This is a genomic window from Nocardioides rubriscoriae (assembly GCF_008087085.1).
GTDB lineage: Bacteria > Actinomycetota > Actinomycetes > Propionibacteriales > Nocardioidaceae > Nocardioides > Nocardioides rubriscoriae.
This window is the reverse complement of record NZ_VIYJ01000011.1, coordinates 61,693-78,656: the sequence shown is the minus strand read 5'-3', so window position 1 is coordinate 78,656 and position 16,964 is coordinate 61,693. Positions and strand designations below refer to the sequence as shown.

Sequence of the window (16,964 nt, the reverse complement as noted above, 5' to 3'; positions counted from 1 at the left end):
AGACCCCGCCCACCACCACCACAGCGGGGTCACCGGCACGCCCAGCGGTCCTCACCCCAGCCCACTCCACGGTGGTCGAGGTGCGAGGGCCCCCAGGCCCGAGCCTCGAGACCCCAGTCAGGAACGCCGCCAACCCCGTGGTCGCCCGGGCAGCGCCGGTGGTAGCGGTCTCGAGGCTCGGCCGCGGGCGGCCTCACACCTCGACCAGCGTGGGGTCGGGCCGGACACGCCGGCTGTGATCGGCAGCGGTCTCAAGGCTCGGCCGGGGGTGGCCCCCGTCGACCACCGTGTCGCCGGCGCGTCAAAGAGCGGCCGCCCAACGGCGCCCCGGATGCGCGAGATCCAGCGCCCAGCGCAGCCATGCTCGGGGTCCAGGGGCGAGGAGCGGCGCCGCCGCGTCAAAGTCGAACTGGTCCTGGGGTCGCAGGGCGCGCGCCTTGTGGAGCAGCTGGATCTCAGGTCGCAGGTAGGCGATGCCGTCCTGGGTCCACAGCACCTGCGCCAGCAGCAGGGCGATGCGTGCGTCGCGCTTGAACGTCCAAGTCCCGGAGACGACGTCCATCAGGATCACGTCGTACTCCCAGGGAGCGGCGCCACTGGCCCGCAGCCAGAGGTTCTCGCAGGTCGGGGGCACCGGCTCGTCGGCCTCGACCAGGGCGCGGAAGACGCCCGAGTCGGCGGTCCAGACGTCCAACCTGCCCGCGAGGTGGCGGTGGAACGACGCGACGTCGGAGCGCGGGATGCTCGGGTCGATGTCGCTGTGGCCACGAGACACCCCAGTGAAGGCCTCGATGGCCCACCCGCCGGCGATCCACCACGGCCCCGGGTAGCCCTCGAGGAGCACGGCCACCTCGGCAGGCGTCCGGGCGGTCCACGGACCCCAAAGCCGGACGGACCCGTCGTGGTCCATCAGGGTCGCCGGGGGCTCAGAGGTAGAGCCCGGCCGCCTCGTCGGCGAGCCGGTCGGCGGCGACGGCGTGGACGTCGCGCTCGCGCATCACGACGTAGGTCTCGCCGTGGACCTCGACCTCGGACTTGTCGTCGGGGTCGAAGAGCACGCGGTCGCCGACCTCGACGGCGCGGGCGTGAGGACCGACCGCGGCGACGACGGCCCAGGCCAGACGGCGGGCGCCCATGGCGGCGGTGGCGGGGATGACGATGCCGCCGGAGGAGCGCCGCTCCCCCGCCTCGCGGTCGACCTCGCACAGGATGCGGTCGTGCAGCATCTTGATCGGCTGCTTGTCAGCCATCGGCGGACCTCCTCGGTGCGGTCAGCGGGTGACGCGGCGCAGCACTACCACGAGCACGATCGCACCGACGACGCCACCCACGGTCTTGAGGATGTTGTCGGTGCGCGGCTCACCGGTGGCCGCGTCGACGTAGTAGCCCTTGATCTGCGCGACCTGGCGGCTCGCGATCGTCTTGGGGTGCGAGCGGTAGAGCAGCTGGTCGATCGTGGTCGCCAGGCGCTCCCGGGTCTCCTCGATCTCGCGCTCGAGGTCAGCCAGTTCGTCACTCACCCGGGCAGCGTATCCGAGCGTCGCTCCGGCGCGGAGACCGGGAGCGTCGAGAGGTCGATGGTGCGGGGGTCGAAGCCGAACGGCAGCTCGAGCCGGTTGGCCCTCATCAGGGCGTCGTCGGTCAGCACGTCGTACGTCGCGCCGTCGGCCACCACGTGCCCGTCGCTCAGCACGACCGAGCGCGGGCACAGCTCGAGGGCGTAGGGCAGGTCGTGAGTCACCATCAGCACGGTGACGTCGAGCGAGCGCAGGATGTCGGCCAGCTCGCGGCGCGAGGCGGGGTCGAGGTTGGACGACGGCTCGTCGAGCACCAGGATCTCGGGCTCCATGGCCAGCACGGTCGCGACGGCCACCCGGCGCCGCTGCCCGAACGACAGGTGGTGCGGGGGCCGGTCGGCGAAGTCGGCCATCCCGACCTGCTCGAGCGCGGCCATCACCCGGGCGTCGAGCGCGGCCCCGGACAACCCCAGGTTGGCCGGGCCGAAGCCGACGTCGGCGCGCACGGTGCCCATGAAGAGCTGGTCGTCGGGGTCCTGGAAGACGATGCCGACGCGGCGGCGGATCTCGGGCAGGTTGCGCTTCTCGACCGGTAGCCCGCTGACCGCGACCGAGCCCTGCCCGGCGACGAGGATGCCGTTGAGGTGGAGCACGAGGGTCGTCTTGCCGGCCCCGTTGGGCCCGAGCAGCGCGACCCGCTCGCCCTGGTGGACGTGCAGGTCGACGCCGAACAGCGCCTGGTGCCCGTCGGGGTAGGCGTAGGCCAGGCCGCGGACGTCGAGGACGGGGATCACGAGGGCAGCCTGCCGGTGTAGCCGCGCGACAGCATCGCCAGGTGCACGCGCTCGCCGCGCTCGTAGCTGCGGATGAACAGGGCGCCGAACGACTTGGCCAGCACCGGCCAGTGGCGCGGGTCGCGCGCAGTGAAGCCACGCGACTCGCGGGCCACCTTCATCCGGCGCAGCTCGTCGGTGACGACCTCGAGGTAGCGGACCATGAAGCCCATGATCTGCACCAGCAGCGACGGCACCCGCAGCCGGGTCAGGCCCTGGAGCAGCGCCTGGGCCTCGGTGGTCGCCGCCAGCGTGAGGCTGGCGATGACGCCGAGGGTGGCCGTGACCAGCAGCCGGGCCCCGGCGTGCAACCCCGACTCGCTGACCGAGACCCCGAGGACCTCGGTGCGCGGACCGGTCGCCACGAACGGCAGCAGGAGCGCGAAGACCACGAACGGCACCTCGACCACCATCCGCTTGAGCAGGTACGTCGGCGGCACGTGGCTCACGGCGATCACGGCGACCAGCAGCGCGAGGTAGGCGGCGTAGGCCGGCCACCACCCGCGCGGGGTCGCCACGACGACGAGCATGAAGACCACGAGCGCGACGATCTTGAGGTGCGCCGGCGCCCGGTGGACCCGGGAGTGGGCGTGGAAGTGCAGCTGGTGGCCGTGCGCGCCGCCCATCAGTCGGCCATCAGACGTCGGCGTCCTCGGGCGTACGGCGTCGCAGCACCATCGTGAGCCCGCCGGCGAGACCCAGCACCACGACGACCCCGACCACGCCCGCGAGACCGCCGCTGAGCCGGTCGTCGTCGACGAACGACGCGCCGTAGCCCGCGAACGGTCCGTCGTCGGTCGCGTGGTCGGTCTGGGTGTCGGCGAACCCCTGGTCCTGCGCGACCTTGGTCAGCCCGTCGGGGGCGCTGGCGGCGTAGTAGCTGACGACGCCGGCGAGCAGGAGCGCGACGACGAGGATGCCGAGCGCGACGGCCCGGTTCGAGACACGGGTCGAGAGGTTCTTCATGCGGCGGGCACCGTCGTGCGGACCTCGAGGGTGCGGGCCTTCAGCACCGAGCGGGCGCCGTAGACGAGGTCGGGGCGCACGGCGATGATGCTGCCGACCGCGAGGAAGGTGATCACGCCCTCGCCGATGCCGATGAGCAGGTGGACGCCGACCATGGCGCCGGCGAGCCGGTCGATCGGGATGTCCGCGGCGCCGCCCACGGCGTAGAGCAGCACGAAGACCAGGGCGGCGACCGGCACGCTCAGCAGGGCGCCGATGCCAGCGGCGACCGGCACCATCGCCGTCCTCCTGGGCAGCACGACCTGCAGCGCGCGGAAGACGAGCCAGCCGACGGCGACGGTCGTGACGCCCATCAGCGTGATGTTGGTGCCGAGGGCGGTGATGCCGCCGTCGGCGAAGAGCAGGCACTGGACCACGAAGACCACGCTGGTCGCCAGGACGCCGGTCCAGGGCCCCACCAGCACCGCGGCGAGCGCACCGCCCAGCAGGTGGCCGCTGGTGCCACCGGCGACCGGGAAGGTGATCATCTGCGTGGCGAAGACGAACGCCGCGACCAGCCCGGCGAGCGGCGCCGTGCGGTCGTCGAGCTCGTGGCGGGCCTTGCGCAGCGACACCCCGACGGCGACCACGGCGAGGGCGCCCGTGGCCAGCGACGTGGGTGCGTCGAGGAATCCGTCAGGTACGTGCATGGGTCCGGCTCCACCCTCAGTAGGTTGACCTCGGCTGAGATCGTCGCGACATCGCCACACTATGTTGCTGCAACCAGTTCGCAACAACCGCCCGTTCGGATTTACCCCTCTTCCGCAGACCCCCGGACCCCTCGGACAGGAGCCCACCGTGACCACGAGCCAGCCCACCCGCCTGGAGCCCGGCGACACCGCCCCGGCCTTCACCCTCACCGACGACACCGGCGCCGAGGTCTCCCTCGCCGACCTCACCGGTGACGGCTCCAAGGTGGTCGTCTACTTCTACCCCGCCGCAATGACCCCGGGCTGCACCAAGCAGGCCTGCGACTTCAGCGACTCCCTCGACTCGCTGCAGGCCGCTGGCCTCACGGTGGTCGGCATCTCGCCCGACAAGCCCGAGAAGCTCGCGAAGTTCCGCGAGAAGGAGGGCCTGACCATCCGGCTGCTCTCCGACCCCGACAAGACCGTCATGCAGCAGTGGGCGGCGTTCGGCGAGAAGACGATGTACGGCAAGACCGTGCAGGGCGTCATCCGCTCGACCTTCGTCGTCGACGCCGACGGCAAGGTCGAGGTGGCCCAGTACAACGTCAAGGCCACCGGCCACGTCGCCAAGCTGCGCCGCGACCTCGGGCTCGACTGACACAATCGGCCGAGCAGGCGCAGCACCCGCCGGAGTGGTGGAACTGGCAGACACGCAGGTTTTAGGTACCTGTGCCCTAGGGCGTAGGGGTTCGAGTCCCCTCTTCGGCACCCGACCCGTACCGAGTGGTCAGGCCAGCAGGTCCGACAGCTTCGGAGCCAGGGCCCGCAGCGCGGCCCCGCGGTGCGAGATCGCGTCCTTGTCGGCGACGCTGAGCTCGGCCGTGGTCAGGCCGGGCCGCGCGTCGGCCACGAAGAGGACGTCGTAGCCGAACCCGCCGTCGCCGCGCACCTCACGGATGACGGTGCCGTCCATGCGGCCCTCGACGACGTGCTCGCGCCCGTCGGGCAGCACCACGGCGACCGCGCACGTGAAGTGCGCCCTGCGCCGCTCGTCGGGCACGTCGGCCAGCTGGTCGAGCAGCAGCCGGTTGTTGCGGGCGTCGTCCTTGGGAGGCCCCGACCACCGCGCCGACAGCACCCCGGGCATCCCGTTGAGCGCGTCGACGCACAGGCCGCTGTCGTCGGCGACGGTGGCCAGGCCGGTGGCGGCGACCCCCGCGCGCGCCTTGAGCAGCGCGTTGCCCGCGAAGGTCGCCTCGTCCTCGACGGGCTCGGGGTAGGCCACGACGTCGTCGAGACCGAGCACGGTCACGTCGGGCACGTGCTCGGCGAGGATGCGGGCCATCTCGGCGATCTTCTTGGCGTTGCGCGAGGCGAGGTGGAGGTCGGGCACGGCTCAGGCTCCCAGCGCGACCCGCTGCAGCTCGGTCAGGTCGGCGCAGCCCTTCTGGGCCAGGTCGAGCAGCGCGTCGAGCTCGCGGCGGTCGAACGCGGCACCCTCGGCGGTGCCCTGCACCTCGACGAACGAGCCGGCGCCGGTCATCACGACGTTCATGTCGGTCTCGGCGCGCACGTCCTCGACGTAGGGCAGGTCCAGGCGGGGTACGCCGTCGATGATGCCCACCGAGACCGCGGCGACCGAGCCCGTGAGCGCACCGGCGACGCCCAGCGAGGCGCAGGCGTCGACGAGCGCGACGTAGGCACCGGTGATCGCGGCCGTGCGGGTGCCGCCGTCGGCCTGCAGGACGTCGCAGTCGAGCTGGATGGTGTTCTCGCCCATCGCCTGGTAGTCGATGACCGCGCGCAGCGACCGTCCGATCAGCCGGCTGATCTCGTGGGTGCGACCGCCGATGCGGCCCTTGACCGACTCACGGTCCGAGCGGGTGTGCGTGGCCGCCGGCAGCATCGCGTACTCGGCGGTGACCCACCCCAGGCCCGAGCCCTTGCGCCACCGCGGCACACCCTCCGACGCCGACGCCGCGCACAGCACCCGGGTCTTGCCGAACTCGACCAGCACCGACCCCGCTGCGTGGTCGAGCCACCCGCGGGTGATCTTCACCTCGCGCAGCTCGTCGTCGGCACGGCCGTCCTCGCGCGGGGTCCGGGTGGAGGTCTCAGAAGTCATGACCACGACCCTAGTCAGGGCCGGCGGGCGCGGACCGAGGGCATACTCGAGACGTGGACCGGACGCTGCAGGGCCAGCTCGTGCGCGACGACCTCGCGCAGCGCGACCCGGCGTACGTCGCCATGGTGCTTCCGGTGCTCGGGCGGCTGATGCGCCTGTGGTGCCGCTACGAGGTGCGCGGGATGGAACGGGTGCCGGCCGAGGGCAGCGCCCTGCTCCGCCCGCGCCGTGAGGGTGGGCTGCTGGCGCTGGACGTGCCGATCCTCGCCGCCGCGTTCGTCGAGCGGTTCGGGTCTACGCGGCCGTTGTACGTGCTCGGCGACCCGGCGCTGCTCGACGGCCCCGCCGGGGCGTACTTCCGCCGGTCGGGGCTGCTCGACCCGACCGGCGACAGCACCGAGGCCGCGCTGGCGGCGGGGGCGGTCGTGATCGTGCCCGACGACGGCGACGACACCGACGACACCGACGACAACGACGACGTGCGCACCGCCCTGGCCGGGGGCGTGCCGGTCGTGCCCGTGGTCTGCTCCGGAGGGCACGAGGCCCGGCTGGGTGTGCCCGGCGCGTCGCTGCTGGCCCTGGCGGCCCGGGTCACGGGGGTCGGCCGGCTCGCCGGGCTGCCCCGCGTGCCCGTGCCGCTCCCGACCAGGATCACCGCGCAGGTCCTCGACCCGCTACTTGACCTCGGCCCTCACCAGGCGCCACAGCCCCAGGACGAACGGGACCACCAGCCAGATCAGGCCCGTGACGGCGATCTGGGCCCACTCCTCGCCCGTGGCGCGGTAGTCGCCGGTGAACAGCGGCGTCTGCGCGGTGTTGAACTCGATCCACGGGGCGACCTTGTCGAAACCGTCGACCAGCGCACCGAGCGCGGCGACGACGCCCGGCAGGATGAAGGTGTAGACGAAGTAGACGACGATCGCCACCGGTGAGCTGCGCAGCAGCATGGCCAGGGCGAACCCGACGAGCACCCCGATCAGGCTCGACAGCGAGAAGTTCTGGACCTCGTTGTAGCCGAGGTTCCACACGGCCTCCCCGCCGTTGGCGGGGCTCAGCAGCACCCCGACCGCGGCGATGGCCGCACCGAGGGCGAGGACCACGACGGCCAGGCCGAGCCCGGCGGTGATCTTGGCGCCGATCACCCGCGTACGACGCGGCTCGAGGGTGAACGTGTTGAGCCCGGTGCGCTGGCTCCACTCGCTGGTGACGAGCATGATCATCAGGATCGGCAGGAAGTAGCCGAGGACGCCGCCGGTCACGCCGAGCAGGCTGACGTAGTCCTGGGCGTCGTCGGGGAAGGCGAACACCCCGACCCCGACCACCACGAGCACGAGGCCGACGATGGAGATCGTCAGCCAGCGCCCGGCGCGGGTGTCGAAGGACTTGCGGGTCTCGACCGCCACGAGCCTGGCGAAGGGCACGCGCTGGTCGTCGGTGACGTCGATGGTCCGTGGGAGTTGTCCGGCACCGGTCGGTGCGGAGGTCTGGTGGTCGTCGGTGGTGGTCATGCTGCGGCTCCTGCCGTCTCGCGCTGGGTGTCGGAGGTGAGCTCGAGGAAGAGGTCCTCGAGCCCGGCTGCGCCGTTGCGCAGCTCGGTGAGCACGACGAGGTGCTCGAGGGCCGCACGGCCGACCTCGGCCGTGGTGGCCGCGACCTTGAAACCGTTGCCCTCGGGCGTGGGGTCGAGCCCGCAGGCGCGCAACGCCGTGGCGAGGGCGGTGGGGTCGAGGGCCGACACGATCGTGGTGGCCTCACCGTGGTGGGCGCCGGCCAGCAGCGACTGCTTGTCGCCCTGCGCCACGATCCGGCCCCGCCCGATGAGGATCATCTCGTCGGCGACCAGCTCGACCTCGTTGAGCAGGTGGCTCGACAGCAGCACCGTGCCGCCCCGGCGCGCGTAACCCTTGAGCAGGTCGCGCATCCACCGGATGCCGGCGGGGTCGAGCCCGTTGGCCGGCTCGTCGAGGACCAGCACCTCCGGGTCGCCGAGCAACGCGTGGGCGATGCCCAGGCGCTGCTTCATGCCGAGCGAGTAGTCGCGAACCCGGCGTCCGGCCTCGTCGTCGGTGAGCGACACCGTGTGGAGCATCTCGTCGACGCGGGAGCGGGGCAGCATCATCGAGCGGGCCCCGAGGGTGAGGATCTCCCGGCCGGTGCGCCCGGCGTGCTGCGCACCGGCGTCGAGGAGCACCCCGACGTGCCGCCCCGGGTTGGGCAGGTCGCGGTAGAGGTGACCGCCGATGGTGACGCGGCCCCGGGTCGGCGGGGTGAGCCCGACCATGACCCGCATCGTGGTCGACTTGCCGGCCCCGTTGGGGCCCAGGAAGCCGGTCACCCGCCCTGGTTCGCAGGTGAAGGTGACGTCGTCGACGGCCGTGAAGCCGCCGTAGGTCCGGGTGAGTCCAGTGACTTCGATCATGGCTCCACCTTCGTCGTGGGTCGCGGCGCGCACATCGGCCCGGCGCCTCGAGACCTGCGACCAAAGTCGTAGACGACGACGGCTCCGGGACGATGCCCGACGGTCCCCCGGGTGCCTAGGGTGGAGCCGTGCCTGACTCGGGCCGGCCCAGCCCGGACGCCTACCAACCGCCGCTGCGGTGGTGGAGCCACGCCTGGCGGCTGGTGGCCATGGCGCTGGTGGTCGGCGTCGTCTGGGGGACCATCGGGGCGCAGCGGTCGACGGCCGAGGTCGTGCTCGACCTGGCCCTGGGGACCGCAGCCCTCGTGCTGGTCCACCTGCGCCGCCGCGCACCGCTGGCCGTCGCGCTGGTCACCGCGGTGCTGTCGTCGCTCTCGGCCACGGCCTCGGGCCCGGCGATCCTGGCCGGCGTGTCGCTCGCGACCGGTCGGCGCTGGGTCCAGGTCGTGGCCGTCGGCGCCGTCAACTTCGCCGCCGGCACCGTGTTCAGCGCCGTCTACCCGCCGTCGGACCCCCAGCCGTGGTGGGTCACGGCCGTCACCAACCTGGTCTTCACCTCGGCGATGCTCGCGTGGGGCATGTACATCGGGTCGCGACGCGAGCTGCTGTGGACCCTGCGCGCCCGCGCCGAGCGCGCCGAGGCCGAGCAGGAGCTGCGCGCCGACCGCTCGCGGCTGGAGGAGCGCGGCCGGATCGCCCGCGAGATGCACGACGTCCTCGCGCACCGGATCTCCCAGATCTCCATGCGGGCCGGTGCGCTGGGCTACCGGACCGACCTGTCGGCCGACGAGCTGCGCGAGGGCGTCGCGGTCATCCGCGACGCCGCCAACGACGCGCTCACCGACCTGCGCGGCGTCCTCGGGGTGCTGCGCGGCGGTCCCGACGGTGCCGACGGTGCCGACGGGTCCGACCATGCGCCGCAGCCGACGTACGCCGACCTCGGCGAGCTCGTCGGCGAGGCCCGGCGCGACGGGGTGCGGGTGGCGTTCTGCGACGCGATCGTCGACGCGCCCGTCCCCGAGGCGACCGGCCGCACGCTGTACCGCATCGTGCAGGAGGGCATCACCAACGCGCGCAAGCACGCTCCGGGCGCCGAGCTCTCCATCGACGTGCACGGCTCCCCCGAGGACGGCATCGGCGTGGTGCTGGCCAACCCGCTCGGCTTCGGGCCCACCGCCACCCCCGGCTCCGGGCTCGGGCTCGTCGGCCTCGCCGAGCGCGCCGCGCTGCGCGGCGGCCGGATCGAGCACGGCACCCACCAGGGCAGCTTCGTGCTGCGGGGGTGGATCCCGTGGACCGCGTGACCCGGGTGCTGCTGGTCGACGACGACCCCCTGGTCCGCTCGGCCCTGCACCTGATGCTCGGCGGCGCCGACGACCTCGAGGTCGTCGGCGAGGCGGTCGACGGCCACGACGGCGTACGCCGGGCCGGCGAGCTCATCCCCGACGTCGTGCTCATGGACATCCGGATGCCGCGTCTCAACGGCCTCGACGCCACGCGGCGGCTGCTCGCCGGCGCCCGCCCCCCAAAGGTGATCGTGCTGACGACCTTCGACGCCGACACCTACGTCGTCGAGGCCCTCGCGGCCGGGGCCGACGGGTTTCTGCTCAAGGACACCCCACCCGCCGACATCGTCGCGGCGATCCGCAAGGTCGCCCAGGGCGACCCCATGCTGTCGCCGTCGGTCACCCGCACCCTCATCGCGCGCCTGCGCGCCGAGGACGGCGACGACCGCTCGGAGGTCGCAGCGCAGCGCCTGGCCGCTCTCACCGGACGCGAGCGTGACGTCGCCCTCGCCGTCGGCCGGGGACTCTCCAACGCCGAGGTCGCCGCCGAGCTCCACCTCTCGGTGCCCACGGTCAAGACCCACGTCTCACGGGTCTTCGACAAGCTGGGCGTCACCAACCGGGTGCAGGTCGCGATCTGCGTCCATGACGCCGGGTTGGACTGACCCGCTACTTCACCTCGGCGCGCACGATGCGGGTCAGGCCCAGCGCGAGCGGGACGACGACCCAGACCAGCAGCGCGACCAGGAAGTGACCCCACTCCTCACCGGTGTCGAGCGAGCCCGACAGCACCGGGTAGAGCGCGCCCTGCAGGTTGAGGTAGCGACCGAAGTCCCGGAAGTCGCCCCAGAGCGCCCCGATCGTCGCGACGACCGTCGGCACGGCGTAGACGACGGCGAGGAAGGCGGCGATCGTGGCGGGGGTGTTGAGCAGCAGGGTCGCGGCGGCGAACGCCACGGCCACCCCGACGAAGAGGAACACGAGCAGCCCGAGGGTCCCCGAGACGCTGGTGCCCCAGTCGACGTTGTCCTGGAAGACCCACAGCACCAGCAGGCACGCCAGGGCGACGACGAAGAGCACGAGGGTCATCGCGAGCGCGAGCAGCGCGCCGGCCGCCAGCTTGGCGTAGACGACGACCAGGCGTCGGGGCTCGGTCGCGAAGGTGACCATCGCGGTGCGCTGGCTCCACTCGCTGGTCACCTGCAGCGCCACCACGATCGGCAGCAGCGGCTGCAAGACGTAGCCGCCCAGGGTGGTGAAGTCGACCAGCCGGAACTCGGTGGTGCTGTCGAAGAGCCCCACCACCAGCACGAAGCCCTCGACGATGATGATCAGCACCGCGATGGCGGCCAGCAGCCAGAACCCCGCGGAGGTGTCGAGCGCCTTGCGCAGCTCGACCTTGACCAGCCGCGAGAACGGGATCGGCGCGGTCTGCGAGACGTCGATGACCGGACCGCGGTGGGCCGGGGGGCCCTGCGGCGGGCCCTGCGGCGGGCCGGCGGGCGGGTACGGCGTGCTCATCGGGGGGCTCCTGGCTGCGGGCGGTAGGCGGGCGGGCCCTGCGGTGGGCCCTGCGGTGGGCCCTGCGGTGGGCCCTGCGGCCGGTAGCCGGGCGGTCCAGGTCGATGGCCCTCGCGCTGGGTGGTCGAGGTGAGCTCGAGGAAGAGGTCCTCCAGGCCGCTCTCGACCGAGCGGAGGTCGACCAGGACGACCTGGTGCTCGGCGGCGACGCGGCCGACCTCGACGGCCTCGCACGCGACGGCGAGCGCGTCGGGGCCGGGCGTGACCTGCAGGCCGCGGGCGCGCAGCGCCTCGGCCAGGCGGGCGTTGTCGAGGGAGACCACGGTCGTGGTGGCGGTGCGGGTCGCCCGCTGCGACTCCAGCAGGGTCTTCTTGTCGCCCTGCGCGACGATGCGGCCGTGGCCGATGAGGATCATCTCGTCGGCGATCTGCTCGACCTCGTGCAGCAGGTGGCTCGACAGCAGCACGGTGCCGCCACGGTCGGCGTAGCCCTTGAGGAGCCCGCGCATCCACCGGATGCCGGCGGGGTCCAGGCCGTTGGCCGGCTCGTCGAGGATCAGCACCTGCGGGTCGCCCAGCAGCGCGTGGGCGATGCCGAGGCGCTGCTTCATGCCCAGCGAGAAGTGTCGCAACCGGCGCGACGCCTCGTCGGGGGTCAGCGAGACCAGGTGGAGCATCTCGTCGACCCGCGACATCGGCAGACCCATCGCGGTCGCGCCGAGGGTGAGGATCTCGCGGCCGGTGCGCCCGCCGTGCTGGGCGCTGGCGTCGAGGAGCACGCCGACGTGACGCCCGGGGTTGGGCAGGTCTCGGTAGAGGTGACCGCCGATGGTGGCCCGACCGCGGGTGGGCGGGGTGAGCCCGACCAGCACGCGCATGGTGGTGGTCTTGCCGGCGCCGTTGGGCCCCAGGAAGCCGGTGACCCGACCGGGGCGGCAGACGAAGCTGACGTCGTCGACGGCGGTGAAGCCGCCGTAGGTGCGGGTGAGCCCCTCGACCGTGATCATGGGCGCCACTCTGCCCGATCGTCCCGCGTCGCCACCCGCGACCCTCGGTCGCCGGCGGAGGTCAGCTCTGCGAGCGGTTCTCGACCGTCGTCTGGGTGCCGTCCGGGTGCGTCACGGTCTGCACGTTGCGCGCGCGCCGCCCGGAGTTGAGGGTGATGGCGGTCAGCGCGATCATCGCCACCCCGACGGCCGCCATGATCCAGCCCACCATCGTCAGGTCGACACCGTTGACCTGGTCGGTGACCGCCAGGGCGAGCACCAGACCGACCACGACCAGGAACCCACCGAATCCGTAACCCACGACTGATCCTCCTTCGCACGCGCCCGAGAGCCGGGACAGGCGTCCCGCCGCCTTTCAGCGTCCACCGGGTCACGCCCGGGCTGCCCACCCCCGCGGGTGACCTCTGAGCCGTGGCTCAGAGCTCGTACGTCGTGCCGACGGCCGCGAGCTCGATCGGCCCGGAGTAGGCCGTGCGGGCCTCGGCCAGCATCTCCTCGCGGTCGAACCACGGCGGCACGTGGGTGATCAGAAGGCGTCCGGCCCGGGCGCGCGCCGCGGTCGCGCCGGCCTCGACGCCGGTGAGGTGGATGCCGGGCGGGTTGTCGTCGACCTCGCGGAACGACGCCTCGCACAGCAGCACCCGGACGTCGGCCGCCACCTTGTCGAGGCCCTCGCAGGTCGCGGTGTCGCCGCTGTAGCCCAGCGAGGACTGCCCGGCGGTGACCCGCAGGCCGTAGGCCTCGACCGGGTGCTCGACGGGGATCGGCAGCACGGTGAACGGCCCGATGCTCACCGGGCCGGCGTACTCCTGGAAGTCGAAGGCGTCGGCCATGCCGAGCCCGTCGGGCAGGCCGTAGGCGTCGGACATGCGCTGCGAGACACCGGTGGGGCCGTAGACCGGGATCCGCGGCTGGGCGCCCTCGGGGTGGTACTTGCGCAGCACGTAGAAGCCGCACAGGTCGCTGCAGTGGTCGGGGTGCAGGTGGCTGAGGAACACGGCGTCGACCGAGAGCGCGTCGACGTGGCGCTGCAGGACCCCGAGCGCACCGTTGCCGAGGTCGAGCAGGATCCGCCAGGTGCGCTTGTCGTCGCCGTCGCCGACGTCGGCCTCGAGCAGGTAGCAGCTCGCCGGCGACTCCGGACCGGGGTAGGACCCCGAGCACCCGATGATGGTGAGTCTCATCTGATCCCTTCCCCGACGAACTGGCTGGCAGAGACCATCTCAGGTCCGAGGAACCGGCGTCCGATCGTCTCGAACTCGACCGGGGAGCCGGTGGTGACGAAGCGGTAGGTCGGGTCGCCCGAGGCACGCATCAGGCCGGTGTCGGCCAGCATCCGGTAGACGTCCTTGGCGCACTCCTCGGCGCTGCTGACGAGCGTGACGCCGTCGCCCATGACGTAGGAGATGACGCCGGTCAGCAGCGGGTAGTGGGTGCAGCCCAGGATCAGGGTGTCGACGCCGGCCTCGACCAGCGGGTCGAGGTAGTCGTGGGCGGCGGCGATCAGCTCGTCGCCGCCGGTGACGCCGGCCTCGACGAAGTCGACGAAGCGCGGGCAGGCCCGGGTCGTGAGCTCGACCTGGGGTGCGGCGGCGAACGCGTCGTCGTAGGCCCGCGACTCGGCCGTCGAGCGGGTGCAGATCACGCCGATGCGACCGGTGTGGGTCGCGGCGACCGCGCGCCGGGTGGCGGGGAAGATCACCTCGACGACCGGGACGTCGTAGCGCTCGCGGGCGTCGCGGAGCATCGCCGCGCTCGCGGAGTTGCACGCGATCACCAGCGCCTTGACCCCCTGGTGGACCAGGTGGTCGAGGCACTCGAGGGCGTACTCGCGGACCTCGCCGATCGGCTTGGGGCCGTAGGGCTGGCGCGCGGTGTCGCCGACGTAGAGGACCGACTCGTGGGGCAGCTGGTCGATGACCGAGCGGGCGACGGTCAGCCCGCCGAAGCCGGAGTCGAAGATGCCGATCGGGGCGTCGCGCAGGCCCGGGTGGTCGGGCCGCGCGACCGGAGGCGACGTCGGCTCGGTGGTCACGAGGCGCAAGGCTACGGCGTACGGCGGCGCCTGCGCAGGTGCCACGAGGGTGATCTGGGCGACGGTTCCCTCCCCGCGAACCGCGGTGTGCGCCTACCGTGGGGGCGTGCCCCGATCGCAGCCTGCCCGCCCCCTGCTCACCCGCGCCTGCGGTGCCGCCCTCGCGGTCCTCACCGTCGTGGCCGTCGTCACCGTCATGCTCTCGGCCGCCGGTGGCCGCGACCGCGACGCGGTGACACCGACGGCAGCGCCCGCCGCGCGCACGGCTGCGCCCGACACCGACCCGCAGGTGCTCGTCATCTCGCTCGACGGCTTCAACCCGACGGTGCTGCGCACGCTCGGCCACCAGGGGCTGCCCCACCTGTGGCGGCTCTTCGACGAGGGCGCCGGCACGCTCGACGCCCGCACCCAGGTCGAGCTGACCATCACGCTGCCCAACCACACCAGCATGGTGACCGGCCGGCGCATCGACGCCCGCCGCGGCGGCCACGGCGTCACCTGGAACGACGACCGGCTCCGGCCGCGCACCGTGCAGCGCGCCGCCGGCCACCCGGTCGCGTCGGTCTTCACCCGCGTGCACGCCGAGGGCGGCTCGACCGCGCTGTACGCCGCCAAGACCAAGTTCTCGCTCTGGCCGCGGTCGTGGCCCCGCGCGATCGACCGGGTCGGCATCCACGAGGAGGACGACCGCGCGGTCGTCGCCGACGCCCGCGCCGACCTGGTCGCCGCGGACCGCGCCCTGACCTTCATGCACCTCGGCGACGCCGACAAGACCGGCCACGCCTCCGGCTGGCTGTCGCCGGCCTACCTCGACGCCGTGCGCCGGCTCGACCGGCTGGTCGGGCTCGTCCTGCACGACGCCGACCAGCGCCCCGAGCTCGACGACCTGACGATCGTGCTGACCGCCGACCACGGCGGCGTGCCCGGCACGACCAGCCACAGCGACGTACGCCGTCCGGCCGACTACACGATCCCGTTCGTGGTCTGGGGCCCCGGCATCACCCACGCCGACCTCTACGACCTCAACCCCGGCTACCGCGACCCCGGCACGAGCCGCCCCTCGCTGAAGGGCAAGCAGCCGGTCCGCAACGGCGACGTCGCCAACCTGGCCCTCAGCCTGCTCGGCGACGACCCCGTGCCCGGCAGCCTGTTCGGCCGGGTCCGCCCGCTCCGCGTGCGCTGAGGCGCGCTACCCCAGCTCGGCGAGGGTCGGCCAGGGGTTGAAGCGGCAGCCGTCGGTGCCCTTGGACTGCTGCATCATCACCGGCGCGAGCGCACCCGGGCGCGGGCACCCGGCGTGGCCGAAGCCGAGCCAGTGGCCGGTCTCGTGGTTGACCACGAGGTGGCGGTAGTCGCGCAACGACCGACCGGCGGCGTTCCACGGCGGCGTCGCGGTCTGCCACCGGGTCTGGTTGATGATCACGTAGCGCCCCACGCGACAGCTGTAGGTCGTCGAGCACTCGGCCGAGAACGACGGCACCGTGCTCCCCTCGGCCAGCACGACGGTGAAGGAGCCGCCACGCGCCACCGGCCTGAACCGCACGCCCCGGCCCCGCCAGCCGCGCGGGTCGTCGTAGGTCTGCTGCACCAGGCGCCGGAAGCGCGGCAGGCTCGCGGTGACGCGCCCCCGCGTCGTGACGCTGTAGGTGACCGTGCGGCGCACGTCGACGCGGTGGCGCACGACGACGGCCGTCGAGCGCACGGTCGCGGGCCGGTGCCCCTCGGCGTACGCCGTCACCTCGAGCCGCAGCCGGCGCCCGACGTCCTCGGGTGCGGGCGCGTAGCGCGGTGACCGCGCCCCGCGGACCGGCTCACCGCCGCGCAGCCACCGGAAGCGGAAGCGGTCGGGGGCGGTCGACCAGCGGCCCGGCCGTGCGGTGAGGGTCCGCCCGAAGCGCGCCTGGCCGACCACCCGCGGCTCGCGGCGGTTGCGCAGGTCGGCGCGCACGACGCGCGACGTCGGCGCCGAGGTCGCTTGGCCGGTGGCCCCGCTGGTGGCGGTCGCGGTCACCCGCACGCTGATGCGGTGACCGAGGTCGCCGGTGCCGAGCACGTAGGTCTCCGCCGTGGCGCCCGCGACCGGCGCGTCGTCACGCAGCCAGCGGTAGGTCAGCGTCACGTCGGCCGGCTCCCAGGTGCCGCCGTCGGCCGTGAGGGTGCGGCCCCAGACGGCCGCGCCCCGCACGGTCGGCGCGGCGGTGGGGACGACGGTGCCCTCGCGGGCCGACGCGGCCGGGGCCAGCCCGACCGCAGTCGTCACGAGCAGAGCGGCGAGCACCACCACCCGCCGCACCCGACGCGGCACGGTCTCAGTCCTGCCCTGACGCGTGCAGGGCCAGGCCCCACGCCACGCCCTTGGCGACCGCGCCCATCACCAGGAACGCCAGGCCCACGGTGACCATGAGCCAGGCCAGCGGCAGCGGCCCGCCGTCGGTCAGGGCCCACAGGCCCACGAACATCAAGGACCCTCCCGGCAGCAGCGCGGAGGCGGGCGAGGGTGTCTGCCAAGCGGAGCGGGAGCCGGACGACGGGACCGAGGACTGCGTCATGCCCCCATCCTCGGCCATCCGGTGGGATCGGGACAGCG

The 16,964-nt window shown here is 73.2% G+C and carries 22 protein-coding genes and 1 tRNA gene; 5 read left to right on the top strand and 18 right to left on the bottom strand.

What is annotated here, in order from left to right:
* Positions 1–301 precede the first annotated feature (301 nt).
* The 7 genes from FZC61_RS19270 to FZC61_RS19245 all read right to left on the bottom strand — a co-directional run bounded on the left by FZC61_RS19270 (position 302) and on the right by FZC61_RS19245 (position 4,005).
* Entirely contained in the window at positions 302–850 is a 549-nt protein-coding gene (locus tag FZC61_RS19270) for a nucleotidyltransferase domain-containing protein (protein WP_246142798.1), read from the bottom strand.
* Between the two features lie 76 nt (positions 851–926).
* Positions 927–1,250 (bottom strand): GroES family chaperonin, encoded by a 324-nt coding sequence (locus tag FZC61_RS19265; protein ID WP_148615805.1) that lies wholly within the window; start codon positions 1,248–1,250, stop codon positions 927–929.
* Positions 1,251–1,271: 21 nt separating this feature from the next.
* Complete coding sequence (locus FZC61_RS19260) at positions 1,272–1,520, bottom strand: DUF3618 domain-containing protein (protein WP_148615804.1); 249 nt, start codon at positions 1,518–1,520, stop codon at positions 1,272–1,274.
* Complete coding sequence (locus FZC61_RS19255; RefSeq protein WP_148615803.1) at positions 1,517–2,311, bottom strand: energy-coupling factor ABC transporter ATP-binding protein; 795 nt, start codon at positions 2,309–2,311, stop codon at positions 1,517–1,519. The genes FZC61_RS19260 and FZC61_RS19255 overlap by 4 nt, the downstream gene beginning before the upstream one ends.
* On the bottom strand, positions 2,308–2,976 hold the full coding sequence (cbiQ, locus tag FZC61_RS19250) for a cobalt ECF transporter T component CbiQ (protein ID WP_148615802.1): 669 nt from the start codon (positions 2,974–2,976) through the stop codon (positions 2,308–2,310). The genes FZC61_RS19255 and cbiQ overlap by 4 nt, the downstream gene beginning before the upstream one ends.
* Positions 2,977–2,986: 10 nt before the next feature.
* On the bottom strand, positions 2,987–3,316 hold the full coding sequence (locus tag FZC61_RS23500; protein ID WP_211357343.1) for a PDGLE domain-containing protein: 330 nt from the start codon (positions 3,314–3,316) through the stop codon (positions 2,987–2,989).
* Entirely contained in the window at positions 3,313–4,005 is a 693-nt protein-coding gene (locus FZC61_RS19245) for an energy-coupling factor ABC transporter permease (protein WP_211357342.1), read from the bottom strand. Before FZC61_RS19245 ends, FZC61_RS23500 begins: the two co-directional genes overlap by 4 nt.
* A gap of 148 nt (positions 4,006–4,153) precedes the next feature.
* Here FZC61_RS19245 and bcp point away from each other — a divergent pair, with 148 nt between their 5' ends.
* The gene (gene bcp / locus FZC61_RS19240; RefSeq protein WP_246142797.1) at positions 4,154–4,642 is read left to right on the top strand and encodes a thioredoxin-dependent thiol peroxidase; all 489 of its coding nucleotides are present in this window, start codon (positions 4,154–4,156) and stop codon (positions 4,640–4,642) included.
* A 28-nt stretch (positions 4,643–4,670) separates the two neighbouring features.
* Positions 4,671–4,752, top strand: a tRNA-Leu gene (locus FZC61_RS19235).
* 19 nt (positions 4,753–4,771) lie between these two features.
* Here FZC61_RS19235 and rdgB read toward each other — a convergent pair.
* The 4 genes from rdgB to FZC61_RS19210 all read right to left on the bottom strand — a co-directional run bounded on the left by rdgB (position 4,772) and on the right by FZC61_RS19210 (position 8,528).
* Positions 4,772–5,377 carry an RdgB/HAM1 family non-canonical purine NTP pyrophosphatase gene (gene rdgB, locus FZC61_RS19230; protein WP_148615800.1) on the bottom strand — a complete coding sequence of 202 codons (606 nt, stop codon included), beginning with the start codon at positions 5,375–5,377 and terminating at the stop codon, positions 4,772–4,774.
* A gap of 3 nt (positions 5,378–5,380) precedes the next feature.
* Positions 5,381–6,109, bottom strand: a complete 729-nt coding sequence (rph, locus tag FZC61_RS19225; protein ID WP_148615799.1) for a ribonuclease PH — start codon at positions 6,107–6,109, stop codon at positions 5,381–5,383.
* Positions 6,110–6,783: 674 nt separating this feature from the next.
* A complete protein-coding gene (locus tag FZC61_RS19215; protein WP_148615797.1) occupies positions 6,784–7,617 on the bottom strand; it encodes an ABC-2 transporter permease in 834 nt (277 codons plus the stop codon).
* Positions 7,614–8,528, bottom strand: coding sequence for an ABC transporter ATP-binding protein (locus tag FZC61_RS19210; RefSeq protein ID WP_148615796.1), 915 nt, complete (start codon positions 8,526–8,528; stop codon positions 7,614–7,616). The genes FZC61_RS19215 and FZC61_RS19210 overlap by 4 nt, the downstream gene beginning before the upstream one ends.
* Positions 8,529–8,656: 128 nt before the next feature.
* On the opposite strand from FZC61_RS19210, the gene FZC61_RS19205 reads away from it, so the two are divergent.
* Positions 8,657–9,832 (top strand): sensor histidine kinase, encoded by a 1,176-nt coding sequence (locus tag FZC61_RS19205; protein WP_246142796.1) that lies wholly within the window; start codon positions 8,657–8,659, stop codon positions 9,830–9,832.
* Entirely contained in the window at positions 9,829–10,479 is a 651-nt protein-coding gene (locus tag FZC61_RS19200; RefSeq protein ID WP_211357348.1) for a response regulator, read from the top strand. Before FZC61_RS19205 ends, FZC61_RS19200 begins: the two co-directional genes overlap by 4 nt.
* A 4-nt stretch (positions 10,480–10,483) precedes the next feature.
* Here the strand turns inward: FZC61_RS19200 and FZC61_RS19195 are convergent, their stop codons facing one another.
* The 5 genes from FZC61_RS19195 to murI all read right to left on the bottom strand — a co-directional run bounded on the left by FZC61_RS19195 (position 10,484) and on the right by murI (position 14,377).
* Positions 10,484–11,335, bottom strand: coding sequence for an ABC transporter permease (locus FZC61_RS19195; protein WP_148615794.1), 852 nt, complete (start codon positions 11,333–11,335; stop codon positions 10,484–10,486).
* A complete protein-coding gene (locus FZC61_RS19190; protein WP_211357341.1) occupies positions 11,332–12,342 on the bottom strand; it encodes an ABC transporter ATP-binding protein in 1,011 nt (336 codons plus the stop codon). Before FZC61_RS19190 ends, FZC61_RS19195 begins: the two co-directional genes overlap by 4 nt.
* Before the next feature lie 61 nt (positions 12,343–12,403).
* Positions 12,404–12,643 carry a DUF6458 family protein gene (locus tag FZC61_RS19185; protein ID WP_148615792.1) on the bottom strand — a complete coding sequence of 80 codons (240 nt, stop codon included), beginning with the start codon at positions 12,641–12,643 and terminating at the stop codon, positions 12,404–12,406.
* 115 nt (positions 12,644–12,758) lie between these two features.
* Positions 12,759–13,526 (bottom strand): MBL fold metallo-hydrolase, encoded by a 768-nt coding sequence (locus FZC61_RS19180; protein ID WP_148615791.1) that lies wholly within the window; start codon positions 13,524–13,526, stop codon positions 12,759–12,761.
* Positions 13,523–14,377, bottom strand: coding sequence for a glutamate racemase (gene murI, locus FZC61_RS19175; RefSeq protein ID WP_246142795.1), 855 nt, complete (start codon positions 14,375–14,377; stop codon positions 13,523–13,525). The genes FZC61_RS19180 and murI overlap by 4 nt, the downstream gene beginning before the upstream one ends.
* 106 nt (positions 14,378–14,483) lie before the next feature.
* Between murI and FZC61_RS19170 the strand changes: the two genes are divergently transcribed.
* A complete protein-coding gene (locus tag FZC61_RS19170; protein ID WP_148615790.1) occupies positions 14,484–15,560 on the top strand; it encodes an alkaline phosphatase family protein in 1,077 nt (358 codons plus the stop codon).
* Positions 15,561–15,566: 6 nt separating this feature from the next.
* On the opposite strand, the gene FZC61_RS19165 is transcribed toward FZC61_RS19170, so the two are convergent.
* Both FZC61_RS19165 and FZC61_RS19160 read right to left on the bottom strand, forming a co-directional pair.
* Positions 15,567–16,682 carry a DUF3152 domain-containing protein gene (locus FZC61_RS19165; RefSeq protein ID WP_148615789.1) on the bottom strand — a complete coding sequence of 372 codons (1,116 nt, stop codon included), beginning with the start codon at positions 16,680–16,682 and terminating at the stop codon, positions 15,567–15,569.
* 4 nt (positions 16,683–16,686) lie between these two features.
* Positions 16,687–16,926: a hypothetical protein gene (locus tag FZC61_RS19160; RefSeq protein ID WP_148615788.1), complete on the bottom strand. Its 240-nt coding sequence runs from the start codon at positions 16,924–16,926 to the stop codon at positions 16,687–16,689.
* Positions 16,927–16,964 lie beyond the last annotated feature (38 nt).